This window comes from Brevundimonas sp. DW-iso22, from assembly GCF_058725425.1.
Genome location: NZ_JBZXEB010000009.1, coordinates 45,712 through 69,008, shown reverse-complemented (window position 1 = coordinate 69,008; position 23,297 = coordinate 45,712). Strand labels below are relative to the sequence as shown.

The following is a 23,297-nucleotide window of genomic DNA, read 5'->3' as shown; positions in this document are numbered from 1 at the left end:
CCGCGTTATAGTCTATCGTATATAATACAGCGCATGAATTATATTTGGGCTTTAAGGCCGCCAGCTCAGCTGGATCATTGCTCGGCTAGGCGGTTCAGCCATCGTGAGGTAAGCGCCGAGTTATAGCACCGGTCGCAACTGGTGCTATCCAGCCGTTCGAGGACCGGGTGTGCAGTCCCAGGTTGGCAAGTCCGCAAAGCGCCAGTAACGGACGTTCCGGTCTGGGCACGGAGCGGATATTCGGGACTCTATCCTGGGTGATGCGCACCTGCTGCCAGCGCGCTAGAGCGTGGACCCGATATCGAGAATGGGATGCTGTCCAAACCAGTCTGTGAGCGTCGCCATCGCCGACGGGTCCAGCTTCTGCGTGAACAGGAGTGCAAGACGACGCTTCGGACGAGAAACCGCAACATAGAACAGATTGCGATAGCGCTCATAGGCGGCGGGCTTGGCCGCTATCTGAGCCGTATTACTCGCCATTCCCAGATAGGCGTTGAAGTCATACTCATTCCAACCGCGACCAAATACGACGAGCACGTTCTCGAACTGATCGCCCTTCACGCCGTGCTTGGTTTGAAACGGCGAGTGGCCGTCGAGGTAAGTGCAAAGCGCAATGACGTCCGCGTAGGCGACTTTGTGCAGCTTGCTCAGTTCCTTCTGGCGGCTCGACAGCTCCCCCCCAACGGCGATTACATCGGCCAAATCCTTCTCCTGACGCTCGACCGCGTCCGACAAGATCGGCAGCTGTGTGGCCTGAAGGTGGGCAATGACGTCGCCGACCGTGCCGATACCACGCAGCTCGCAAAGGCGCTTCATTGCGCCCGCCCATTTCGCCTTGTCCGCCGGTCCAGACATAACCGGCCGCCGGGCATCAATGGCCTCGAACATCGCGCCGTACTTCCCGTCGAGGAAGGCGCGCGCCGCCGGTTCGAGATGCTCGTGAAAGTACGCGATAACCTCGTTCGACTTTCTCGTATAGGAGTCGGCGTAGCTGAAGACGTCCCGCATTGAGTTGTAGCCCATCTCAGTCGCGAGTGCCCGATGGGTGAGCATCAGAATCTTGGTGTCGCCCGCAAAATCCCAGCCATGCTCAGCAGCCAGCGTCGCGCGCACCTTTGTCAGCGCGCTTGCGGCCTTCGTGCCAGGCAAGTCACCCTGCCAGTGGTTTTTCGTTTCCCGTGATCCGGCCCACCCGTTCGTGTGGAAGACGTGCACCGAGCCAGGCGCAGAAGGGTCTTTCACCGCTTGGGCAAGCTCTGGCCGCATCAGGTTCAGAGAATCGACGATCGGCTTTGCACTGCGGAAGTTGGCCTTCTTCCCGATACGCTTCAGCGATTCATGTTCGATGGCTCCGCAGGTGTCATCGTAGATGCGCTGCCAGTGATCGCCGAAGAATCCAAACTGCGGTGACTTCGGCTGGCCGAGGAAGTGAGATGATAAGCACTGGACGAGGGACTTATTGCTGTCTTGGTACTCATCGACCAACACAATCGGGAACCGCGACGTCACTGCATTCCGAAATTTCTCCGATTTCATCAGCTCTATGAACATCGGAAAGATATCGTCGTGGTGCAGATTGGCGGTGCCGTCCTCGATCGTACGCCGCCCGAGGGCGTAACCAACGCCTCTAATGTTGGCTGCGTCCAGCTCCTCAACGCGGTCGGCCCAACTGGAAAGCGTGGGCACGAGTTCGACGAGCCGTTTTTGAAAGCCGCTGATGAGCATCCACGCGAAGGCGTGGGTGGTATCACAGTAGATCGCCGGATGACCGTCCGTCTGAGCGACGATCATATCGCGCGCTACGTTGGTGTAGGTGATGCAGGCAACTTGCTGATGGTACCGTTGGAGTTCGCGGGAGCGATTTTTCAGAATGTGTCGCAGCGACTCGACCAGCGAGAAGGTCTTCCCAGCCCCGGCCCCCGCTTCGAAGACGAAGCTCGACCCGTCATCGAGGTAGCCGCGAAGCTCGTCCCAAGAGAGAACCGCCGCCGCTTCAGCAGGATTGAGTTCCACCGCCTCACTCATTCGGCGGCTCCCGTGATCGTCTCTTCTCCAAGAACTTCAATCGCGTTCGCAGCCTGTGCTTCAGCCGCCAGCGCCACGCCAGGATCGACGACAGCCGCGTTGCTGCCGGCAAGCCAAACTACGCCATCTTTAATGTAACGGGGCGTCGTCCAGTTCGTCTTGCCGATGGCGTAGGTTAGAGCAAATTTGGACTTCTTCTGCTTGGCCGCCTTATCGGCAGCTGCTTTCGCGAGCGACTCGTTCGTGGTGCCGGTTATGCCAAACAAGCCTTGGTTTGCGAGGATGAAAGCATCTTCAAATGTGCGGCCACATGGCCCCCCATCCGCCTCTGGGACTTGATAGGCAATGCGGACCGATCCGCGGGTCTTCTTCGCAGCGTCAGCTGTTGTCGCGCCTGCGAGGTCGAACAGGGTCGTGCCCTCCTTCAACTCATCCTCGTCATCATGAGCGAGATCTACGACCGCTTCGGCTACGGCTTCGACAGCCGCCTTTGCCTGCGCCTCTTCGACGTCTTCAGCTTCCGCAGGGACCAGCGGATCGGGCTCGACCTCAGCGAACCAGCTCTTGATGCACGAGTTGCTCGTACTCTTTCCCTCGTGGACGAGGCACGCTTCGAGCTTGCCATTCTCGTTCTTCCTTACCGCATCCAGGTCGGTCACGATCAGGCTTCGAAGTCCAAGGAATTGCAGCAGAGGTATGAATAGTTGGGCGTATGCACCGCCGACCTCCATGATCGTCGTGTACTGACTGCCGAGCTTCAGGGATGGATCGGCCTGCTCCAATGCTCGCATCACCTGCGGCAGCATCAACCGCTCTGTTGTGCCCTCGATCAAGATCGCTTTGTCCGCGAAAAATAGGTCGCATCGCGTTAGCGTGAGATACTGGTGCAGGAAGTTTGCGACTGGCCCTTTGAGGCCCGCGAGGTCGCTACTTAAATCCCTAACTTCCGTGCAACGGACGCCGACAGGTTGATCCTTCGACGTGATCGCAAAATAGCGGATGGTATCGAACCTCGCTTCGTTCGCGACATGCGGAGAGTGGGTCGAGACGATAAACTGCACTGGCCAGGTGACGTTCTCTCCCTCGAGTGAGCACAGCCTTTTGACGATCAATGGAAGCTGCCGAATGAAGACTTCCTGCATCTGAGGGTGCAAGTGCGCCTCAGGTTCTTCAATCACGATGAGCTGGAGGCCGGGTGCCTGAGCGTGCGCGCGGAATTCGCGGAAGAACCCAACGATCTTGAGAAGTATGTAAAGGAGGTTCCGGTAGCCGAGGCCGTTGTAGGACTCTGGAAGCTGGACGCCGTTGTGACCCGCGTACTGGACCTTGGTGAAATTGGTCAGGAGCTTGCCAATTTCGAGCTTCGTTTCCGGATAGAGCGGGCCGCTATCCAGGCCCGGATAGCCAAAATATTCGATGGCCGGCATGAGCTTGGCCAGTTGTTCCTTGAAGTCCCTATCGATCCCCGTCTGGATTTCCTCGACAGCTTTCTTGAGCCCTTCGGCGATATCCTTTTGCGAACCGTCGGCTGTCGAAACAGAAGCACTTTGGAAGAGGCCCTCAAGTACCTTCGCCAAAACGTCAGTGTCACGGCTGCCGGTCCCATCAAGCCCGCGCTGAGCGTTCACGAAACCAAGCGACAAAAGCTTCGCGACGGCCGTCGGCGTCACCTCACGCGTGTTTGTCGAGTCATTGGGATCCTCGGCCCACATACGTGTAGTGAAGTGGCTGGGGATGCGTTCGGCCAGGCTTCGGAAGAGTGCGAGCTTGTCCGCTTCGGTGTGCTGCGCTGGATCGCCTTCCAGTACGACCTCGCCGTGGCTGTCGAAGAGTGAATCAATGCGACCCTCAGCCAGAGCACGCCGACAGACGATCACTGCCTCGGTACATGTGTCGTCAGTGTCGATTACGAACTCCTGCAACGGCCCGAATTCTGGAACGGCCGGGTCATATTCGACGTGAATGCGAAGCTCGATCGTCGGGACCAAAGCGCGGACCTCCTGCGGGTTCGCGTTCTTGAGGTAGGCCCGATGCGCGCACAGAAGTTTTCGTAGGATGCACTGGAGAAGTCAGCGATCTCGAAGCTACTCTTTTCTGAGAGAAACTTTCTGATGACGTCAGACAATGACGTTTTGCCGCAGTTGTTCCTACCCACAACCACCGTCGTCTCTTTTTCAATCTGAAGTGAGACGTCATGCAGTAGGCGGAAGTTTTTGACTTTCAGTTGGCTTATTTTCACGAAGCTGGCCCCACTTTTCAATCTCTGACAGGAAGCTAGATCATCAGCGCAGCCAACGGTAGTATCGAAATGACGCTGATCGGGCAGGTAGTTGGGAAAGGCGGCGTGCCGTGAAACGCGCCACTCGAACTTCCCCTATGAGTCACGAGCGGCGGTCAAACCTCAAGGTCTCAGAAGCGCCAACAGTGGACATGAGCATTGTGCTCGGAAGGCGACATACAACCCCTCGCCACAATGGAGTGGAAAAGCACAGCGAACGCCCGCCTTCCCCATGCGGCGCCGGGCTCACTTGGCTGCAGGTCAGTCCCACGAGCATGATAAGGAAAGCCGATAAGTCCGTGCTTTGACCGAACACCCTGCGGCAGGGCGTAGTTCGTAGTATCCGGCCAGTGGGATGTTCCGCCTGGCCGAGCACCTCTCTAAAAAGGTTGGACGCGTCGGCGCGTCTTTCTTTCAACCTGCGCCTTCGGCGCCAAATGAGCACGCCCGTGGCCAAGTCTCCGATTAACACTGCTGGCTCGCGCGCCGGACGCGGCTTCCGCTACCAGGACGCTGTCGCGGCCTTGCTGGCGGTGCAGGGCTGGGCGGAGGTCTCGCTCTTCGGCCGCATCATCCCGGAGGGCAACGACGACTGCGATCTCGAAAGCGCGACGGCGCGGGTCTTCGCGCAGATCAAGTCGAGACGCGACGATGTCGGTCCCTTCCCGCTCAGCGGCGTGGCGACCTTCGTGATCGAACTGTGGGACCGGCACGACGCCGCCGCCATCGAACCCGACGAACTCTGGCTGATCCTCGAACGGCCGTTCAAGGATGCTCCAGCGCTGACGACGCTGCAGATGCTTCCAGAAGTTATTCTGGCGGCGCCGAAGCTCCGCGATGATCCGCGCTTCGCGACACTGGCGGCGAAAACGCGGATCATGGTCGTCACCGCGCCCATGGAGGACGCGATCGCGGTCATCGCCGAGACGCTCGACTGCACCTCGGCGGAAGGATCGATCCACTACGCCAGCGTGCTGCACCAGGTGGGGCGACTGTCCGATGTGAACGGCACGGTAAAAGCCGGCGCCTTTGAATCGATCACCCGGACCGACGTCAGCGCCCTGATTGACGGCATGCGCGCCCTAGTGTCGCTCGGCGACATGGACGCCGCGCTCCGTGATGGGATTTGCGAGGCGATCGACTTCCTGACGCCAGTCGACGACCCCGACTTCTATCTCGGTGTGGATGTCGAACCGGGGCATCTTGCCGCCGGCTTGGTCGCAGAGCGCCCCGAGGCGCGCACGGCCTTGGTTGAAGCGCTCGGTCGGCGGGGACAGGCGCTCGCGATCGGTCCGTCCGGCGCGGGAAAGTCCGCCTTGATGTGGGATGCCGCGGCGACCACGCGGCACGTCATCCGCTGGTATCGCGTCCGCACGGCGACGGAGGCGCAGGTTCCGGCGCTCGTCCGGCTTGCACGGGCGTTGCGCGCATCAGCGAGCGCGCCAGTCGGTTTCGTGTTCGACGATGTCGGCGGCGACCTGCATCCGGCGTGGGATGCGCTGTCGCGGGGGACGCCGGCGGGGTCGGGCGTGGTGATGCTCGGCTCCATCCGCGAAGAAGATCTCTTCCAGATCGAGACGCGCGCGCGTGTTGGCGAGGTTCGCGCCGAACCCGATGAGGGCCTCGCCGAGCGCCTCTGGACCGAGCTGCGGGAACGCGGCGCAACGATCTGGGCCGGCTGGCGCGAGCCCTGGGCGATGTCGGGCGGTCTAATGCTCGAATACGCGCATATCCTGACGCAGGGCGATCGGATGATCGACGTGCTCACCGCGCAGGTGGATCGCCGCGAACGCGAAAACCGCGACCTCGAACTGAGGATCCTGCGCGTGACCAGTTTCGCGGGCGCGGCCTCCGCGCTCGTCGACACCACGAAGCTCGCGCGACAGCTTCAGGTCAGCGACGGCGACCTCGGGCGGGCGATGCGCCGTCTCGTCGACGAGCATCTGGTGCGCGAAGCTCGCGACGGCCTGGTCGGCGGTATGCACCAGCTGCGGTCGAAACATCTGCTGACGCTGACGCATCGCATGCCCCCACCCACGCTCGAGGCGACGGTCGCGGACGCGATCCCGACGATCCCCGCGACTTCGCTCGAGGCGATCGCCGCCATTGCCGATCTGGATGCCGAAGGGCTCGAGGCGCTGCTTGTAGCGCTGGCTGCGCGTTTCGCGATCGAGCCCGATCCCGACGCCGCGGCTGCGGCGTTCCGCGGGCTTGGCCAGCGCCAGATTCATACGACCTTGGCGGCGTGGATCCCGACGGTGACCGCACGGGGCATCGCACCGGCGCACGTCAGCACCGCAGTGATGTTCGGCATTCCCGGCGCCACGCCGATCGATTTGCCGCAGCTTGAGCAATACAACGCCGCTTCGGCTGACCTGCTGGCGGCGGGCGGTGAGGACCTCAGGGGGTCGCTGCTGGCGCGCATGGCGCCAGAGACGCTCCTGGCGTTCGCCTCCGCCGATCTCGAGCGTGTCGAGATGTTCTTGGCCAGTCTGATCGGCGCGGATGCCAGTCCGCTCATTGACGCCCTGCGCCATCGGACGTTCGACCTCGCAGCACACAGTCTCGAGACCGTCATTTCGTTTCTCGGAACGCTGGCCTTCTTCGATCGCGCGCTGGCGCAAGCGGTTGTCGACGCCGCAGGCCAACAGACTCTTCTTGATCGCCTTCATGCGGAAACGCTTTGGTCTTCGCCTTTCGGTGTTGCGGATGAGGCCGACGGCCGGGTCGTACATGGCGAGATCCGGCTTGTGGTGCCAAGCGTCCAGAGCGACGTCCACGCGGAGGTCGTCGCTATCGTCGACAGTCTGTTCGCGCTTGTTCCTGACGCCGAAATCGCCGCGGTCAGCGCGATCGCGCCCGACGGTGAGCCCGCGGGCTTCCGGGACTATCCGCTTGCGGTGAAGCGAATACCGCGCAGCAATGCGCCTGCCGCCTCGATCCCCCGCTGGAACCGCCGATGGATGGGCGCGACGTCGGCGCAGTTGGGCGCCAAGAGCTACACAGACTTTCTCGAACGCAGTTATACCGGACTGGCGACGGCGCTCGACGCGCTCGACGCTGTGTTCGAGGCGTATCTGCGTGGCAAGCTCGTGACGCAGAATTCGCTCGACCGACTGGGCGAGGCCTACGAAATCTCCCGACACCTGACCTCTCCCGCCGGCGCTGCCGTCGACGTCGGCGGCCCTGCGCGGGAAAGCGGAGCCTATGTCTCGGATCTGCAGAGCGTGATCCACGATGCCTCGACCGAACTGCCTCGCAAGTTCGCGGCTGTCCCCGACGCGCACGGCGCCTTTCTCGTCTGGACGAACGGGTTGCTCGACCGCATCGACAAGGCGCGGCTCGAGCCCTGGCTGTTGATCGACAGGGACCCGGCACCGCTGTTCGATCGCCTGCGGGACATGACCCTCGCGCTCCAGGTCATCGCAGGCGAATCCGCCCGTCGCGGCGGGAAGCCTGCCGCGCTGTGGGCCAAGGATGCGAAGGCCGCTCGCAAGGGCAACGCGCTACGGCTCGTCGCCCATCAGGCGGCGGCCGCACGAACGCGGCAGCTCGACGCGCTCAAGGCCACGGTCGAGCGTCAGGTCGTCGCCCTGGGACTGACGGGGATGGTCCAAGTCCTTCCCGAACGCGACGCGTCGGTCGACTGGCCCTTCGCCAGCGTCATGATCGTGATCGATGTCGAAACCCAGGCGGACTTCATTCCGATCGCCCTCAAGCACTGGGAGACGCTGAAGGGCGTCGTCGGCGAGGGCCGCCGGCTGACGCTCGCCCCCAGTGTTCATGGGCTCGTGATCAGTCGCCGGACAATCGAAGGGTGGTCGACCGCATATCCCGGACCGGGCGCGGCCGACGATCGGCTGCGCAAGGCGGGCTGTACCCTGCTCGAGGAGACGCAGACCGCCCGCCTCGGGGTGTTGCTCGACGCGCTCTTCGAGATCGATGCGATCCGCCAGTTCGACTACGCCACAGCCGGGCGCCCGGAAGGCGAGCACGACGCGCTCGCGGCGGCGATCCGGAGGCGCGATGAGAGCCACGCCGCCCTGATCCATGGATTGCGCGGCGAGCTTCCGGACTTCCCGGCGTCGCTGGCTGAATTCCTGCGCATGATCGAAGACGGTGAGATCGCCTTCGCCGCCGATGTCGCCTCGGTCGGCCATGGTGATCGCCCCCCGGTCGCGGAGTCGATGGAGCATCTTCAGGCCGCGATGATCTGTCTCGATCTCATCGCCCACCTTCAGCGACGCGATGGCGACGACGACCTCGGCGAAAACTGAAGTATTGCAACGGACACTCAGGGGGGATCTGGCGCAACGCTACTGTCGCTGAATCCCGCCGGTAAGCGGCACTGAATTATGGGTGTAACGCCTCACGCTTAATGAGGCCGCCGCTTCAGCCGCCGACAAGCCTTCGAGCGGACCCTCTGAGGGTCCGCGATGAGTCAGAAGCAGACACGAGGCTGCTATCAAAGGGTCGCGAAGGCGTGGCGATCTCGCTTTTGCGACTCGCTCGCGTGTTGAGCCATTCTTAGCTGGTTTTGAGCCGGTTCTAAGTTTTCCCGACACAAAAAGGTGGCGATCCCGGAGGGACTCGAACCCCCGACCTCTGCTTTAGGAAAGCCTTGCTCTATCCGGCTGAGCTACGGGACCACGCGAGCGTGAACTAGCGTCAGAAGCGGCGCGGGGGAAGCGGGCAGATAATCAAAACCGTCGTCGTCCCGGCAGAAGCCTCGCCCGCGCCGGACGCTGCCGAAAAGCGATTGTGGTTAATCGTCGTTAAGATACAATATCTTGTGGAGAACAAACCCCGAATCGGGCGGTGTCACTGATTCGGTCCTGATTCGTTTCGCCCCTGTTCCGCCAAGGCGTTTACGCGCATTAATCCTTCAGGGAGATGTTGCCGCCATGACCACCGAACGCCTGTTCGACATCGCCAATCTGATCGCTCTGTTGGGGTGGATCGTCCTCGCTTTTGCGCCGCTGGCGAGGGGCCGGCTGGTGCTGGCCGCGCGCGTGATCGGCGTGACGCTGGCCTTGGCCTATGCGGGATTGCTGACCACCTCGCTGGCAGGCGGCGGCACCGAAGGCGGCGGGTTTACGTCTCTGGAAGGCGTCACGGCCCTGTTTTCCCGACCCGAGGCGGTGCTGGTCGGCTGGGTCCACTATCTGGCGTTCGACCTGTGGGTCGGGGCCTGGGCCGTGGAGGACGCCGGCAAACGCGGCGTGCCGCATTGGGCCATGGCGCCGGTGCTGTTCCTGACCCTGATGGCGGGTCCGATAGGACTGCTGGTCTATCTGGCCGCGCGGGCGGGATTGTCGCGGTCGCACCGCACTGCTTGAGGAACCAGCGCGAAGTCGCCACCTTATCGATATCATGAGCGACCGTTCGACCGGCCAGGCTCCTTCCCGCGTCGTCGCGGTCCTGGGGCCCACCAATACCGGCAAGACCCATCTTGCGGTGGAGCGGATGCTGGGCCATGCCTCGGGCATGATCGGCCTGCCGCTGCGTTTGCTGGCGCGCGAGATCTACGACCGGATCGTCAAGCGGCGCGGCGTGTCGTCGGTGGCCCTGGTCACCGGCGAGGAGAAGATCGTCCCGCCACGGGCCCAGTTCTTCGTCTGTACCGTCGAGGCCATGCCCGTGGAGCGGCAGGTCGAGTTTTTGGCCATCGACGAGATCCAGCTGGTCGCCGACCCGGAACGCGGTCATGTGTTCACCCAGCGACTGCTGCATGCGCGCGGGCGGTTCGAGACGATGTTCCTGGGCGCCGGCACTATGGCCCCCCTCATCCGCTCGCTGATCCCGGATGTGGAGATCGTCACGCGCGAACGGCTATCGACGCTGACCTATGCGGGCTCCAAGAAGCTGACCCGCCTGCCGCCGCGCAGCGCCATCGTCGCCTTCTCCACCGATCAGGTCTATGCCATCGCCGAGCTGATCCGTCGCCAGCGCGGGGGCGCAGCCGTGGTCATGGGCAGCCTCTCGCCCCGCACCCGCAACGCCCAGGTCGAGCTGTTCCAGTCGGGCGAGGTGGACTTTCTGGTCGCGACCGACGCCATCGGCATGGGGCTGAACATGGACGTGGACCATGTCGCCTTTGCGGGCCTGCGCAAGTTCGACGGGCGGCGCACCCGCTGGCTGCATGCGCATGAGATTGGCCAGATCGCGGGCCGTGCGGGACGGCACCTGCGCGACGGCACCTTCGGCGTCACCGCCGAGGCGACCGAGCTGGATCAGGACATCGTCGAACAGGTGGTGGAGCACCGGTTCGATCCGGTCGAGGCGGCGGAGTGGCGCAATGCTCGGCTGGACTTCGACACCCTGCCCGACCTGTTGCGGTCGCTGACGGTGACGTCCGGCTTTCGCGGCCTGAACCTGACCCAGCCGGCGCTGGACGAGACCCTGCTGCGGCGCGCGATCAAGGATGAGGACGTGGCCCGCATCAGCCGGTCGCGCGGGACCATCATGCGGCTGTGGGAGGCGTGTCAGCTGCCCGACTTCCAGAAGACGACGCTGGACGAACATGCAAGGCTGTCGAAGGAAATCTTCCAGGCCCTGACCGGGCGGCATGGCCGGCTGACCCAGGACTGGATCGCGCCGCGCTTTGCCGAGGTGGACCGCGACGACGGCCAGATCGATCAGCTGTCGGCCCGGCTGAGTGGCGTGCGGACGCTGTCTTACATCGCCAATCGTCCCGACTGGCTGGATGGAGCGCAGGGTTGGCGCGACAAGACCAAGGCGCTGGAGGAGCGGCTATCGGACGTGCTGCACGAACGGCTGACGGCGCGGTTCGTGGACCGGCGCACCACAGCCCTCATGCGGGCGCTGAACGTGACCGAGGATACGGTCGCCGACGTCGGCAGCGATGGAGCCGTGGTCGTCGAGGGTCATGCGGTCGGCCAGTTGAACGGGATCGACTTCCAGATCGAAAAGGGGGCCGGGGCCCTGGAAGATCGCGCCCTGCGCCACGCGGCGCGTCAGGCCGTGACGCCAGAGATCGCCCGGCGGCTGGGCCGGCTGGCCGCCGATACCGACGACGCCTTTGCGGTCCTGCCAGACGGCGCGGTGCTGTGGCGCGGAGCTCAGGCCGGTCAGGTCACGGGCGGAGACTGGTTCGCGCCCAGGGTCCGCCTGCTGGGTGAACTAGGGCCTGTCGCCGCGCGCGAGCGGGCGCAGCGCCGGCTGGAGGCCTGGCTGGCAGCGGAGGCCGGACGCGCGCTGCGTCCCCTGCGTCGGCTGAGGACGGCGGTGGAGACCGGCGCGCTGAAAGGCTTGCCGCGCGGCCTCGCCTTCCGCCTGCTGGAGAGCGGCGGCATGCTGGATCGGCGCGATGTCGAGCGGGATCTGGCGGCGCTGAGCCAGGTCGAGCGGCGCACGCTGAAGACGTTCGGGATCCGGGTGGGAGCGCACTCCGTCTGGCTGCCCGCCCTGCTGAAGGACCGCCCCCGTGCGGTAGCGCAGGCCTTTGTGGCGCGCGAGCCGTTCCGGCCTGCGGGTACGCTAACCCTGCTGCCCGATCCCGCCCCCTCCCCGCGCCTGCTGTCCGCGTTCGGGCTGAGAGCCGTCGGGCGATGGGCCCTGTCGGTGGATGTGCTGGAGGCGATCGGCGAGGCGCGGGCTAAAGGCAAAGGCACCGTCAGCGAGGCCGATCTGGCTGCCTTGAACCTGACGAAAGGCGAGGCTCAGGCGTTGTCCGCGGCCCTGAAATCCAAGCGGACACAACCGGCGCAAACCACGGAACGCTCAGTTCGCCCGCTTAAGGATTCGCCGTTCGCGGCCTTGTCGGCCCTGACCCAGCCAACGCCGGCTCCGGACAGCGCCAAGCGTCGGCGGCCCCGACGGAAGAAGGCTGTTGGGGTGAGCGGGTCGTGAATGGTTGAGGCCTGCCGCATCGATGTCTGGCTATGGCGCGCGCGGTTCGTGAAGACGCGGTCGATGGCCGCGACACTGGTCGAACAAGGCGCGGTGCGGATCACCCATGCGGGGCGTCAGGTGCGACTGGACAAGCCCAGCCGCTGTGTTCACGTCGGCGACGGCCTGACCTTCATGGTCGGCCCACGCCTGATCGATCTGACGGTGGAAGCACTGGGCGAGCGGCGCGGACCGGCGGAGGAGGCCCGCGCCCTGTATGCCCTGATCGAGGCGGACTGACCTCTATTGTTGCAGGACGAACTCGCCCTCGAGATGCAGTTTCACCTCGTCCGACACGGCCGGCAGCGCATAGTTCACGCCGAATTCGGAGCGTTTGATCGTCGCCTCGCCGTCGAAGCCGACCTTGTAGGTGTTGCCCATCGACGGACCGGCCTGGTTGAACTCGACCTCCATGGTCACGGGACGGGTGACGCCGCGAATGGTCAGGTCGCCCAGTACATCAGCCTCGGTCGGATCATCGGCGTCGATGGTGATCGAGCGTGAGACGAAGGTCGCGGTCGGATGGTTGGCCGTGTCGAAAAAGTCTGCGGTCTGCAGATGCGCATCCAGACCATCGGAGTTGGAATCCACATCCGTCAGGGGAATGGTCGCCGTCAGGGTCGAGGCCGACGGATTGGCGGGGTCCAGCTTCAGCTCGGCCTGCACGTTCACGAACTGGCCGTAGTAGGTGGAAAAGCCCAGGTGATCGACCGACCAGGTGATCTTGCCGTGAGCAGCGTCCAGGGCATAGGTCCCGGCGCGGACCTCGGCAGGCACCTGGGTCGCCTGGGTGCGGGCGACGACGGCACCGGAGGTCATCAGGGCAGCGGCGGCTGCACCGGCGAGGGAATAGCGGACGAGACGGTTCATGGAAGGCTCCTGTCAAAGCTTGAAATTACGAACTGCAATCAGAACTGTAACAGATAGAGGCGATGGCAGGCTTGGCAAGGGGCGTGACGCCGCATTCCGCGCCGTTCGGTTGACACTTCCGGCTTGCGGGGTCATCTGCGCAACCCGTCCCGCCATTCCAGCCAGACCGATCCCGTTCGCCCATGACCTATATCGTCACCGACGCCTGCGTGAAGTGCAAGTTCATGGACTGCGTCGAGGTGTGTCCGGTGGACTGCTTCTATGAGGGGGAGAACTTCCTGGTCATCGCGCCCGACGAATGCATCGACTGCGGGGTCTGCGAGCCGGAATGCCCCGTCGACGCCATCGTGCCCGACACAGAGGACGAGCCGGACGGCAAGTGGCTACAGGTCAATGCCGAATACGCCAAGGTCTGGCCCAACATCACGGTCAAGGGCACGCCACCCGAAGACCGCGAGCAATATGAGCGGGAAACCGGCAAGTTCGAGAAATACTTCTCCGAGAAGCCGGGCACGGGTTCCTGAGAATCGCGCCCGTCGGGGTCGCTGTATGCCCCAGCCGCAAGCTCAGCCTGCGGACGTTTTGAAATTCCGCAGATTTGTGATAGGTTCACCCTATTGGGACGGGCGGTCTGCGATTTTCTCGCGCCGCCCGCGTTTGCGACAGAACTTCACCCACGCAGGTGAAGTCGGCCAGAGGTTCGGTGATCCGTTTTCGCGTTTGACGACTGTAAGATCGACCCACGGGGGTTCGCCACCGGGGGTCGCAGTGCTTTCGACTGTGTGACGACGTCTCGCCCTTCACCTGCGCCGTGAAAGGAATGACATGACGAGCAAGAGTGGTCTGGAATTCAAGGTTGGCGACGCGGTCGTCTATCCGGCGCACGGCGTCGGCAAGGTCGCGGCGGTCGAGACCCAGGAAGTCGCCGGCATGTCGCTGGAGGTCTATGTCGTGACCTTCGACCACGAGAAGATGACCCTGCGCGTCCCCACCAAGAAGGCCAAGACGGCCGGCTTGCGTTCGCTGGCCGCCGACGACGTCGTGACCCGCGCCCTGACCACGCTGAAGGGCCGCGCCCGCATCAAGCGCACCATGTGGAGCCGCCGCGCCCAGGAATATGAAGCCAAGATCAACTCGGGCGATCTGGTCTGCATCGCCGAGGTGGTCCGCGATCTGCACCGCGCCGACAGCCAGCCGGAGCAGTCCTATTCCGAGCGCCAGCTGTATGAATCGGCCCTGGATCGCATGGCCCGCGAAGTCGCCGCCGCCAACAAGATCGACAAGGAAGCCGCCGTCGAACTGCTGGCCAAGTCCCTGAGTGCCAAGAAGGCCGTCATCGCCGCCGCCGAGGCTGCCGCTGAAGACGCAGAAGAAGCCGAAGCCGCGTGATCTGATCACGTCTTGTCGACTGAATGCGGAAAGGCCCGGTGGGAACACCGGGCCTTTTCCTTTTAGGCCGGCACCATGTTGCGCTTGCCACCCTTGGCAGACATTCTGAAGTTCAGGTCCTGGCGCTTGCTCTGACGCAGCAAGATTCAGTGTTGGCCGACCGCCAAAAGCTATCAGGTTTGGTGTGGCACACGCGGCGCTGGATCCCGAATGTTCACGGTTGGGAGGGCGTCCGCCCAAAAGAGGAAACTCTAAAGCCCTAGAATCATTCATGACTTTTAAGGGGGCGGCGGGAGTCGAACCCGCACGAAAGGCTTGGCAGGCTTCAGTTTTCCTCGAATAAACAACGCCTCTACGGCATATGGAGCTCGAGAGAATCCTGCGCCTCGCCTTCACCCAGACGTCTCCGAGGCGAAGCAGCCTCAGGAACTCTTTTGGCTTTGAGTGTCAGCAACCGCCAATCAGGCAGTGTTGGCAGAGCAATGCACATGGGTTTGATTGCATCTGCATCACCATCTGGTGGAAAAGATCAGAGACTGAAGCGGGCCCGCCCTGATTCAAGAGCGGAATCGCCCCCGCGGCCTTCGCAAGCGTAGCGCGATCGCAGTGCTCCACCTGTTTCACACCGGTCTCTGACAGATGCAGTGTCTTCATCCGCCGGTCGAACTGGTGGGTTGTGCGGACAATCACGGCACCCGCTTCAAGCTCGTCGCACAGGCGAGATACGGCCGCATGCGAAACGCCCATCTCGCTGGCCAGCGCCGCCTGACTGATGCCCCGCCGACCGGCTGCCTGGATCAGGCGTAGCGCCTTCATCCGTGAACTGCGCAATCCGCTGCTTAGAGGTCTAAGGGCTTCAGCGTTCGCCAAAAGCGCGAGCACATCAGCACCGCTGCTCGGGATTTCGGCACTGCAATCGAGGGTCGTCATCTTTGGTTTGTCCAACGGAACAGCCTCAACCCATCTCGAATGCCCGCGATATCCAAAGATTCCACTACCATTCATTACAGAAGGAAATCGCTTCAGGTTGCACACGTTACGCGGATCAACGATTGCGAACGCTCGCTTAGGTGGAGGTGCGCAGAATGCTGGCATAAGCAACCCTAGGGCCCATTGCATGTCCGATAACCTTGCCCTCCAAGAACGCCTCGCCTTCATCGCCTTGGATCAGGAGGCACAGACTGCGCTAGCGAAAGCCAAGCCCATCATCGAACAGGCTTTGCCCGCAAGCCTCGATGCCTTCTACGATCAGGTGCGCCGCTTTCCGGACGTGGCCAAGCTGTTCGGCAGCGAAAGCCATATCTCTGGGGCCAAGGGAGCCCAGGCGCGACACTGGTCGATCATCGCAACGGGTGCCTTTGACCGCGGATATGTCAAGGGGGTGCAGCGAATCGGGACGACCCATGCGCGGATCGGGCTGGAGCCGCGCTGGTACATAGGCGGCTACGCGCTGGTGATGGATGGCCTGATGAAGGCGATTGTCCGAGATCACGAAAGCCGGCGCAAACGCTTTGGACGTCATGACACCGGCGAGGCACTGGGATCCACGCTCTCGGCGGTCATGAAGGCGGCCATGCTCGACATGGATTTCGTCATCTCGCTTTATCTGCAGGCAGCCGAAACGGCCCGCGCCGAGGCCGAGGCCATGGGTGCCAAGGCGCGAGAGGATAACGAGCGCCTCATGCTGACCATGCAAGGCATCGTCCAGGCTCTGGATCAGTCCCAGGCCACGATCGAGTTCGACATGGACGGTCGAATCCTGACCGCAAACTCGCTGTTCCTGAAAACCATGCGCTACGATCTCGACGAGATCGTCGGACAGCATCACCGCCTGTTCCTCGACAAGGACTACGGGGCCAGCGAGGAATATCGCCAGTTCTGGAAGCAGCTCCGGCTCGGGCGCCCGTTGACGGAAAAGTTTGTCCGTTATGACAAGACCGGTCAGCGCCTTGTGCTGCTGGCGACCTACTGCCCGGTGATGGGAACGGATGGCCTGCCGGTGAAGGTCATCAAGATGGCCACAAACATCACGGCGATGGAAGATCAGCGTGAACTTGCCGAGAAGGCTCAGGCCTTCGTCGTCGATGAAACCGCGCGTGCTTTGTCCGACGTCGCGGACGGGAACCTGACGACACGCATCAGTGCCCCGTTCGATGGCGACTATGAGCAGCTCAAGACCGACTTCAACGGGGCTATGGACCGCCTCGAATCCGCGATGTCCGAGATTGCGTCGAACACCCTGACAATGCGGACAGGCGCGGGCGAAATCAGTCAGGCCGCGGACGATCTCTCACGTCGTACAGAACAGCAGGCAGCAACCCTTGAGCAAACGGCTGCCGCTCTGGATGAAATCACCGCAACGGTGAGGCGCACAGCCGAGGGGGCTTCCAGAGCGGGCGAAGTCGTGGTCGCAGCGCGGGATGATGCCGAACGGTCCAGCGAGGTCGTGAGCAAAGCCGTCGATGCCATGGGCGCGATCGAGTCCTCAGCAACCCAGATCAGCCAGATCATCGGGGTGATCGACGAGATCGCGTTCCAGACCAATCTGCTGGCATTGAACGCGGGCGTCGAGGCGGCACGCGCTGGCGAGGCGGGCCGAGGCTTCGCCGTGGTGGCCTCCGAAGTGAGGGCGCTGGCCCAACGTTCGGCAGAGGCTGCCAAGGAGATCAAGTCGCTGATCTCCGCATCGACGCAGCAGGTCAAGACAGGCGTCAGCCTCGTCGGACAGACAGGTGAGGCTCTGACCGCCATCGTCGGTCGCGTTCTGGAGATCAACGGCTTGATGGCCGAGATCACGGCGTCCGCCCAGGAGCAGTCCACCGCACTGAGCGAGATCAATACCGCCGTGAACCAGATGGATCAGGCCACCCAGCAGAACGCTGCGATGGTCGAGCAATCCACCGCCGCCAGCCACAGCCTGACCCAAGAGACGGACCAGTTGGCCAAGCTGGTCGGACGCTTCCAGCTGACCGGTATCAGCGCGGCCACCGCCCGGCCTTCGCCTCGTCCGGCGATGTCGTCCAACCCGGCGCTTGCTGATTCGCAGGGACGCATTGCCGACTTTGCGAAGCGCTATGCGCCGCCTCCCCGTGTCAACGGGGCGCTCGCCCTGAAGCCCACGACCGAAGCGGAATGGGAGGAGTTCTGATGACTGCCGTGCTTGGCCTGCCCAGGAGGCTCGAAGGAAACGCGCTCGAGCCGTTGAAGGAACAGATTCTCGCAATGCGCGGCCAGGACCTCGACCTGGCAGGTGATGACGTCGAACGCGTCAATGGACTGGGCGTCGAGCTCTTACTCGCGACGTTCCGAACCTGGCGTGAGGATGGCGTGAAGCTGCGGATCGTGGAGCCGACCACTGTCCTGATGGATGTGTTCGATCGGTTGAGCCTGGGACTGAGCGCGGGAGAGGCAGCGTGAGCAAGATCGTGTTGACCGTAGATGACAGTCGCACCATGCGCGACATGCTGAGACTGGCCCTGACGGATGCCAGCTTCACGGTCGTCCAGGCGGTGGACGGGGTCCATGGTCTGGAAGTCCTGAATGACAGCAGTCCGGACGTGATCATTACGGACATCAACATGCCCAATATGGACGGCTTCGGCTTTATCGAAGGCGTGCGGCGGTCGCAGCGCCACGGTGCCGTGCCGATTCTAGTCCTCACGACCGAAAGCGATCAGGACAAGAAGCTGCGTGCACGATCCGCAGGTGCGACCGGCTGGATCGTCAAGCCTTTCGATCCCATCAAACTGATCGACGCCGTGCGTCGGGTCGCTGCCTGAGGCCGCCATGGATCCCATGGAGGCAATCCGCGCGACGTTTTTCCAGGAATGCGAAGAGCTGCTGGGCGACCTCGAGATGGGGCTGCTGTCGCTTCAGGACGGCAACGGCGATCATGAGACGGTCAATGCCGTGTTTCGCGCCGTGCACTCCGTAAAAGGTGGTGCCGGAGCCTTTGGTCTTGAGGACCTCGTCCGCTTCGCACACGTCTTCGAGACGACTCTGGACGATGTCCGCAGCGGCAAGCTGGCAGTCGACCCCGACATTGTCGCCGTGCTGCTGCGGGCAGCGGATGCACTGACAGACCACGTGACCGCTGCCAAGGGAGGGCCGCCCGTCGATACAGTCAACGCAGCGTTGATCGTATCCGATCTGCAGCAGTTCACCGGTGTCGAAGCCTTGATGAACCCTGCGGATGACGGTCACGACATCTCATTCGTGCCGCAGATGCTGGCGCTCGACCTGGATGAGACGCCTCAGGCTATTCTGACGCCTGATAACGACTGGACCATCCGGTTCAAGCCGGCAGCAGCCCTGTACCGAAATGCCAACGATGCGATCCTGCTGATCCGCGAGCTAGACCGCCTCGGAACCACACGAGTGGTCGTCGACCAAGAGGTTGTGCCAAGCCTGCCCGACAAGGTCGTGACGGAACCGGTCCTCACGTGGAGCGTGCAACTCTGTGCCGATGCCGCCATTGGTGAAAGCCAGATCCGTGATGTGTTCGAGTTCGTGCAGGGGGACTGCGAGCTGCACGTCTTAGCGGGAAGCGTAGGGGCCGAGGAAGTTGCGTCATTCGATGACCCCGTACCGGCCTCACCGAACGCAGTCGAAGCCGAGAGCCCGGAGCAACTCCTTGACCGGCTGATGCGTGAGGCGAATGTGGCGGCCGAGACCGAAACGGCGGCACCTACTCACAGGCCGGTCCAGCCGTTGGCGCAGTCAGACGTCACTTCCGTCACCGGAAATCGACCCGAAGCTCTGGTGCAGACGACCATCCGTGTCGATCTAGAGCGCGTCGATCGACTGATCGACCTGGTGGGCGAGCTCGTCATCAATCAGGCCATGCTGGCCCAGCGCGTTGTCGAAGCCGGGCTGGCACGCTCCAGCACGATCGCTCTGGGATTGGACGATCTGGAGCAGCTGACGCGCGAGATCCAGGACAGTGTCATGGCTATCCGTGCCCAGCCCGTGAAGTCGGTTTTCCAGCGGATGCCGCGACTGGTGCGCGAGGTCGCCGCGGCTACAGGCAAGAAGGTTCGGCTGGTCACCGAGGGGGAAGGGACTGAGGTCGACAAGACAGTCATCGAGCGTCTGTCGGACCCCATAACCCACATGATCCGCAATGCGATCGACCACGGACTGGAAAGCCCGGACCGTCGAGTGGCAGCCGGCAAGGCCGAAGAAGGTACGGTACGGCTGAGTGCCCAGCACCGCTCCGGCCGCATCGTCATCGAGGTTGCAGACGATGGTCGCGGCATTGATCGCGAAAGGGTCCGCGCCATTGCCGTTGATCGCGGTATCGTGGCGGCGGATGCCATCCTGTCAGACGAAGAAGTCGACAATCTTATCTTCGCGCCGGGCTTTTCGACCGCTGAAGCGATCTCCGATATCTCCGGTCGGGGTGTCGGCATGGATGTGGTCAAGCGATCGATCCAGGCTCTGGGGGGAAGAATCGTCATCACATCGCGGCCCGGCGAAGGCTCGGTTTTCACGCTGAGCCTGCCGCTGACGTTGGCCGTGCTCGATGGAATGGTCGTCAGCGTGGGTGATCATACCCTCGTGGTTCCGATCAATGTCATCGTCGAAAGCCTGCAACCCAAGGCCATCGACGTCCGCAGGCTTGGACCAGAGGGCACCGTGCTGGCCGTTCGCGGAAGTCACGTCCCACTCATCGACGTGGCCCCATCTCTAGGCTGGGCGAGCGGTAATGAGGGGCCGGCAGGGGGCGTCACCCTGTTGGTCGAGAGCGAATTAGGGGGGCTGGCGGCCCTTCGCGTCGACGCAATCCAGGGTCAGCGGCAAGTGGTGATCAAGAGCCTGGAGCAGAATTATCGTCAGGTCGAAGGGGTCGCGGCTGCGACCATTCTCGGGGACGGACGTGTCGCCCTGATCCTGGATGTCGACGGCTTAATCGCCAGTCGCAAACGCACGACCGCCCGTCCCTTGCTTCAGGCGCAGGCCAGCTGAGTGATTGCCATGACCCAAGCCCAAACCAATGTGCTCAATCCCCAGGAACTGATCGCCTTTACGATTGGCGAGCAGGAGTTCTGCGTCGATATCCGGTCGGTCCGGGAGATCCGCGGCTGGACGCCGGCGACATCGCTGCCGCAATCGCCCGCCTATGTGCGCGGCGTGATCAACCTGCGGGGTGCGGTCCTTCCGATCATCGATCTGAGCTGCCGGCTGGGTCTGGGCACGGCCACGCCGTCCGCGCGCCATGTCATCATCGTCGCCCGTGTCGGCCTGCGGACAGTCGGCCTGCTGGTCGAAGCGGTTTCAGACATACTGACGGTTTCGGACGAAACCATACAGGTTACGCCGGACATCGCCTGCGAGGTCGTGCGAGGCTTCGTCAAGGGTGTGATCCCTGTCGACGGGCGGATGATCAGTCTGATCGCCCTGGACGGGTTGCTGCCCGAAGTCACTGTCGAGGAAGCGGCATGAGCGCGCTGCGCAAAACCGCGCTTGTGGAAGGTGAGTTCGCCTTCACCCATGGCGACTTCCGCATGATCGCAGACACGCTTTACGCGGCCTCTGGCATTGCATTGCCCGCCAGCAAGGCCACGCTCGTCTATTCGCGTCTTGGCAAACGCCTGCGGGCGTTGGGCCTGAACAGTTTCTCTGAGTATTGCGCAATCCTGGACGGCCCGACCGGCGAGGTCGAGCGGTCTGCGCTTCTCAGCGCCCTGACCACAAATGTGACGCGCTTCTTTCGCGAGCCTCACCACTTCGACGCGCTGCGCCAACAGTTTCGTCACCATCTGGGGCCCCGGGCCGCGTCTGGAGGTCGCATCCGGCTCTGGTCCGCGGGGTGTTCGCTGGGGCATGAACCCTACTCCATTGCCATGACGGTTCTGGCAGAACTGCCGAATGCGGCCGATCTGGATGTGCGGATCCTGGCGACCGATATTGATCCGCAAGTGATCGAAACGGCTCGGCGGGCGACATACTCGCAGGACGATCTCAAGCCGGTGCCTGAAGATATGGCCTCGCGGACCATCAACCGCGCCGAGGGACAACCGACGCTCAGTGACGACGTCCGGCGGCTGGTGCGATTTGGTGTGCTGAACCTGCATGAGGCCTGGCCGATGAAGGGGCAGTTCGACGTCATCTTCTGCCGCAATGTCGCTATCTACTTCGACGACGCCACCCAGAAACGCCTTTGGGATCGTTTTGCTCAGGCACTGATGCCAGAGGGACGTCTGTATATCGGACACTCCGAAAGGGCGGAATCGGCGCACCTGCAGCCGGACGGCCTGACCATCTATCGACGGAGGCCAGTGTGAAGCGCCACCGTGTAGTAATCGTGGACGACTCGCCGACCATGCGGGCGATCATCCGGATGGCCCTGACCAGGCGTGCCGATCTGGAGGTTGTGGGCGAAGCAGGCGATCCGCTGGAAGCCCGCACCTACATCCGGGAAATGCGACCAGACGTCATCACGCTGGACGTCGAAATGCCCAACATGAACGGTCTGGAGTTCCTGGATCGTCTGATGCGGTTGCATCCGATCCCGGTCGTCATGGTCTCGACCTTGACACAAGCCGGTGCCGAGGCCTCTTTGTCGGCCTTGGAGCGCGGCGCGGTCGATTGCGTGGGCAAGCCGACGGGTAGCGACGACGGCAGCTTTGAGACCTTGGCCGAAGTCGTGGCGCAGGCGGCCAGCGCTAGGGTAGCAGCCAGGTCAGACGCGCCGCGCCCCGCCATCGACAACCCCTACCAGCCTGGCGATCGTATGATTGCCATCGGTGCCTCGACGGGTGGAGTTGAAGCTCTGATGACCGTGCTGGGCGCGTTCCCACAGCATTGCCCGCCGACCGTCGTCACCCAGCACATGCCAGCAAACTTCACGACCAGTTTCGCTGGCCGTCTCGACCGCCATTGCGCGCCGCATGTGGGGGAAGCCAGGGATGGCGATATCTTGCAACCCGGCCATATCTACCTCGCACCTGGCGGAATGCGTCACCTCACAGTCAACCGACTCGGGAGCCAACTGATCGCCCGACTGATTGAGGGCGATCTGGTCAGTGGGCACCGCCCCTCGGTAGATGCCCTGTTTCGCTCCGTGGCCATTGCTGCTGCAAGTAACAGCGTAGGTGTCATTCTTACCGGAATGGGCAGCGACGGTGCCGCAGGCCTGCTTTCCATCCGACAGGCGGGCGGAGCCACGATCGGTCAGGATGAAGCCAGCTCAGTCGTATTCGGCATGCCCAGGGTTGCTGACGAACTGGGTGCCGTCCTGCGTCAGTTGCCCCTGCATCGCATCGCCTCGGCCGCACTGTCGGCCAGCCGCAATCAAGTGAAAGGGACCGCGTGATGCCGGCTGCTGCTTCGGTAAAAGTTATGGTGATTGATGACCAGCAGACGATGCGATCGCTTGTGCGAAACGGTCTTCGTGAGATCGGCATGACCGATATCCGTGAAGCGTCGGACGGGGAGGACGGGCTGCGCCAGCTGCTGGGCAGTCCGGTGAATCTCGTCATCTCCGACTACAACATGCCAAAGCTCGACGGTCTGAATCTGCTGCGTGCTGTGCGCGCCGCCCCTCAGCTCAAGTCTATTGGATTTATCATGCTGACCGGTCGCGCAGATGGCGATCTGGTCAAGCGCGCCGTCCAGTTTGGCGTCAACAACTACCTGGTCAAGCCTTTCACGGTCGCCACGCTGCGTCAGAAAATCGAAGACGTTTACGGGCCGCTGACATGATGACAGGCGCACCCATCGGCGAGCGCCGGATCCATGTCGTTCAAGGCCGGCATGAGGTCAGCACCGATCACAGAGTCTGCCTGACGACTATTTTGGGCAGCTGTGTTTCGGCCTGCCT

19 protein-coding genes and 1 tRNA gene are annotated in these 23,297 nt (G+C 62.9%); 14 read left to right on the top strand and 6 right to left on the bottom strand.

Features of this window, described 5'->3' with window-relative positions; genetic code table 11:
- Nucleotides 1–282: 282 nt before the first annotated feature.
- From AC4PRM_RS15325 to AC4PRM_RS15315, 3 genes are read right to left on the bottom strand one after another with little or no spacing between them, the layout of a single operon-like run.
- The gene (locus AC4PRM_RS15325; RefSeq protein ID WP_492040518.1) at nucleotides 283–2,025 is read right to left on the bottom strand and encodes a UvrD-helicase domain-containing protein; all 1,743 of its coding nucleotides are present in this window, start codon (nucleotides 2,023–2,025) and stop codon (nucleotides 283–285) included.
- Nucleotides 2,022–4,013: an ATP-dependent nuclease gene (locus tag AC4PRM_RS15320; RefSeq protein ID WP_492040517.1), complete on the bottom strand. Its 1,992-nt coding sequence runs from the start codon at nucleotides 4,011–4,013 to the stop codon at nucleotides 2,022–2,024. Before AC4PRM_RS15320 ends, AC4PRM_RS15325 begins: the two co-directional genes overlap by 4 nt.
- Nucleotides 3,932–4,264: an AAA family ATPase gene (locus AC4PRM_RS15315; RefSeq protein WP_492040516.1), complete on the bottom strand. Its 333-nt coding sequence runs from the start codon at nucleotides 4,262–4,264 to the stop codon at nucleotides 3,932–3,934. Before AC4PRM_RS15315 ends, AC4PRM_RS15320 begins: the two co-directional genes overlap by 82 nt.
- Nucleotides 4,265–4,752: 488 nt before the next feature.
- On the opposite strand from AC4PRM_RS15315, the gene AC4PRM_RS15310 reads away from it, so the two are divergent.
- Nucleotides 4,753–8,580, top strand: a complete 3,828-nt coding sequence (locus tag AC4PRM_RS15310; protein WP_492040515.1) for a hypothetical protein — start codon at nucleotides 4,753–4,755, stop codon at nucleotides 8,578–8,580.
- Nucleotides 8,581–8,875: 295 nt separating this feature from the next.
- Here AC4PRM_RS15310 and AC4PRM_RS15305 read toward each other — a convergent pair.
- Nucleotides 8,876–8,952: transfer RNA gene (locus AC4PRM_RS15305), tRNA-Arg, on the bottom strand.
- A gap of 255 nt (nucleotides 8,953–9,207) precedes the next feature.
- Here AC4PRM_RS15305 and AC4PRM_RS15300 point away from each other — a divergent pair.
- The 3 genes from AC4PRM_RS15300 to AC4PRM_RS15290 are packed head-to-tail and all read left to right on the top strand — an operon-like array spanning nucleotide 9,208 to nucleotide 12,454.
- Nucleotides 9,208–9,642, top strand: a complete 435-nt coding sequence (locus AC4PRM_RS15300; protein ID WP_492040514.1) for an ABA4-like family protein — start codon at nucleotides 9,208–9,210, stop codon at nucleotides 9,640–9,642.
- 34 nt (nucleotides 9,643–9,676) lie between these two features.
- A complete protein-coding gene (locus AC4PRM_RS15295; protein WP_492040513.1) occupies nucleotides 9,677–12,175 on the top strand; it encodes a helicase-related protein in 2,499 nt (832 codons plus the stop codon).
- Nucleotides 12,176–12,454 carry an RNA-binding S4 domain-containing protein gene (locus AC4PRM_RS15290; RefSeq protein ID WP_492040512.1) on the top strand — a complete coding sequence of 93 codons (279 nt, stop codon included), beginning with the start codon at nucleotides 12,176–12,178 and terminating at the stop codon, nucleotides 12,452–12,454. It begins immediately after the preceding gene.
- Between the two features lie 3 nt (nucleotides 12,455–12,457).
- On the opposite strand, the gene AC4PRM_RS15285 is transcribed toward AC4PRM_RS15290, so the two are convergent.
- Nucleotides 12,458–13,084 (bottom strand): YceI family protein, encoded by a 627-nt coding sequence (locus AC4PRM_RS15285; RefSeq protein WP_492040511.1) that lies wholly within the window; start codon nucleotides 13,082–13,084, stop codon nucleotides 12,458–12,460.
- Between the two features lie 182 nt (nucleotides 13,085–13,266).
- On the opposite strand from AC4PRM_RS15285, the gene fdxA reads away from it, so the two are divergent.
- Nucleotides 13,267–13,608: a ferredoxin FdxA gene (fdxA, locus tag AC4PRM_RS15280; protein WP_492040510.1), complete on the top strand. Its 342-nt coding sequence runs from the start codon at nucleotides 13,267–13,269 to the stop codon at nucleotides 13,606–13,608.
- 301 nt (nucleotides 13,609–13,909) lie between these two features.
- Nucleotides 13,910–14,473 carry a CarD family transcriptional regulator gene (locus tag AC4PRM_RS15275; RefSeq protein ID WP_373258853.1) on the top strand — a complete coding sequence of 188 codons (564 nt, stop codon included), beginning with the start codon at nucleotides 13,910–13,912 and terminating at the stop codon, nucleotides 14,471–14,473.
- Nucleotides 14,474–14,920: 447 nt separating this feature from the next.
- Here the strand turns inward: AC4PRM_RS15275 and AC4PRM_RS15270 are convergent, their stop codons facing one another.
- Complete coding sequence (locus AC4PRM_RS15270; RefSeq protein WP_373258854.1) at nucleotides 14,921–15,403, bottom strand: MarR family transcriptional regulator; 483 nt, start codon at nucleotides 15,401–15,403, stop codon at nucleotides 14,921–14,923.
- A 7-nt stretch (nucleotides 15,404–15,410) separates the two neighbouring features.
- Between AC4PRM_RS15270 and AC4PRM_RS15265 the strand changes: the two genes are divergently transcribed.
- Genes AC4PRM_RS15265 through AC4PRM_RS15230 form a run of 8 tightly spaced genes read left to right on the top strand, consistent with a single transcriptional unit; the run spans nucleotide 15,411 to nucleotide 23,179 of the window.
- Entirely contained in the window at nucleotides 15,411–17,621 is a 2,211-nt protein-coding gene (locus AC4PRM_RS15265) for a methyl-accepting chemotaxis protein (RefSeq protein WP_492040509.1), read from the top strand.
- The gene (locus AC4PRM_RS15260) at nucleotides 17,621–17,890 is read left to right on the top strand and encodes an STAS domain-containing protein (protein ID WP_373258857.1); all 270 of its coding nucleotides are present in this window, start codon (nucleotides 17,621–17,623) and stop codon (nucleotides 17,888–17,890) included. Before AC4PRM_RS15265 ends, AC4PRM_RS15260 begins: the two co-directional genes overlap by 1 nt.
- Entirely contained in the window at nucleotides 17,887–18,252 is a 366-nt protein-coding gene (locus AC4PRM_RS15255) for a response regulator (RefSeq protein ID WP_373258858.1), read from the top strand. Before AC4PRM_RS15260 ends, AC4PRM_RS15255 begins: the two co-directional genes overlap by 4 nt.
- A 7-nt stretch (nucleotides 18,253–18,259) precedes the next feature.
- A complete protein-coding gene (locus AC4PRM_RS15250; RefSeq protein ID WP_492040508.1) occupies nucleotides 18,260–20,440 on the top strand; it encodes a chemotaxis protein CheA in 2,181 nt (726 codons plus the stop codon).
- Between the two features lie 9 nt (nucleotides 20,441–20,449).
- The gene (locus tag AC4PRM_RS15245; protein ID WP_492040507.1) at nucleotides 20,450–20,917 is read left to right on the top strand and encodes a chemotaxis protein CheW; all 468 of its coding nucleotides are present in this window, start codon (nucleotides 20,450–20,452) and stop codon (nucleotides 20,915–20,917) included.
- Nucleotides 20,914–21,759 carry a CheR family methyltransferase gene (locus tag AC4PRM_RS15240; protein ID WP_492040506.1) on the top strand — a complete coding sequence of 282 codons (846 nt, stop codon included), beginning with the start codon at nucleotides 20,914–20,916 and terminating at the stop codon, nucleotides 21,757–21,759. The genes AC4PRM_RS15245 and AC4PRM_RS15240 overlap by 4 nt, the downstream gene beginning before the upstream one ends.
- A complete protein-coding gene (locus AC4PRM_RS15235; RefSeq protein WP_373258863.1) occupies nucleotides 21,756–22,790 on the top strand; it encodes a protein-glutamate methylesterase/protein-glutamine glutaminase in 1,035 nt (344 codons plus the stop codon). Before AC4PRM_RS15240 ends, AC4PRM_RS15235 begins: the two co-directional genes overlap by 4 nt.
- The gene (locus AC4PRM_RS15230) at nucleotides 22,790–23,179 is read left to right on the top strand and encodes a response regulator (RefSeq protein WP_373258864.1); all 390 of its coding nucleotides are present in this window, start codon (nucleotides 22,790–22,792) and stop codon (nucleotides 23,177–23,179) included. The genes AC4PRM_RS15235 and AC4PRM_RS15230 overlap by 1 nt, the downstream gene beginning before the upstream one ends.
- Nucleotides 23,180–23,297: the final 118 nt, after the last annotated feature.

Coding starts and splice junctions, on each gene's coding strand:
- AC4PRM_RS15325 (WP_492040518.1), bottom strand. CDS start 2,025: ATGAGTGAGGCGGTGGAACTCAATCCTGCTGAAGCGGCGGCGGTTCTC.
- AC4PRM_RS15300 (WP_492040514.1), top strand. CDS start 9,208: ATGACCACCGAACGCCTGTTCGACATCGCCAATCTGATCGCTCTGTTG.
- AC4PRM_RS15295 (WP_492040513.1), top strand. CDS start 9,677: ATGAGCGACCGTTCGACCGGCCAGGCTCCTTCCCGCGTCGTCGCGGTC.
- AC4PRM_RS15290 (WP_492040512.1), top strand. CDS start 12,176: ATGGTTGAGGCCTGCCGCATCGATGTCTGGCTATGGCGCGCGCGGTTC.
- AC4PRM_RS15285 (WP_492040511.1), bottom strand. CDS start 13,084: ATGAACCGTCTCGTCCGCTATTCCCTCGCCGGTGCAGCCGCCGCTGCC.
- fdxA (WP_492040510.1), top strand. CDS start 13,267: ATGACCTATATCGTCACCGACGCCTGCGTGAAGTGCAAGTTCATGGAC.
- AC4PRM_RS15275 (WP_373258853.1), top strand. CDS start 13,910: ATGACGAGCAAGAGTGGTCTGGAATTCAAGGTTGGCGACGCGGTCGTC.
- AC4PRM_RS15270 (WP_373258854.1), bottom strand. CDS start 15,403: ATGACGACCCTCGATTGCAGTGCCGAAATCCCGAGCAGCGGTGCTGAT.
- AC4PRM_RS15260 (WP_373258857.1), top strand. CDS start 17,621: ATGACTGCCGTGCTTGGCCTGCCCAGGAGGCTCGAAGGAAACGCGCTC.
- AC4PRM_RS15250 (WP_492040508.1), top strand. CDS start 18,260: ATGGATCCCATGGAGGCAATCCGCGCGACGTTTTTCCAGGAATGCGAA.
- AC4PRM_RS15245 (WP_492040507.1), top strand. CDS start 20,450: ATGACCCAAGCCCAAACCAATGTGCTCAATCCCCAGGAACTGATCGCC.
- AC4PRM_RS15240 (WP_492040506.1), top strand. CDS start 20,914: ATGAGCGCGCTGCGCAAAACCGCGCTTGTGGAAGGTGAGTTCGCCTTC.
- AC4PRM_RS15230 (WP_373258864.1), top strand. CDS start 22,790: ATGCCGGCTGCTGCTTCGGTAAAAGTTATGGTGATTGATGACCAGCAG.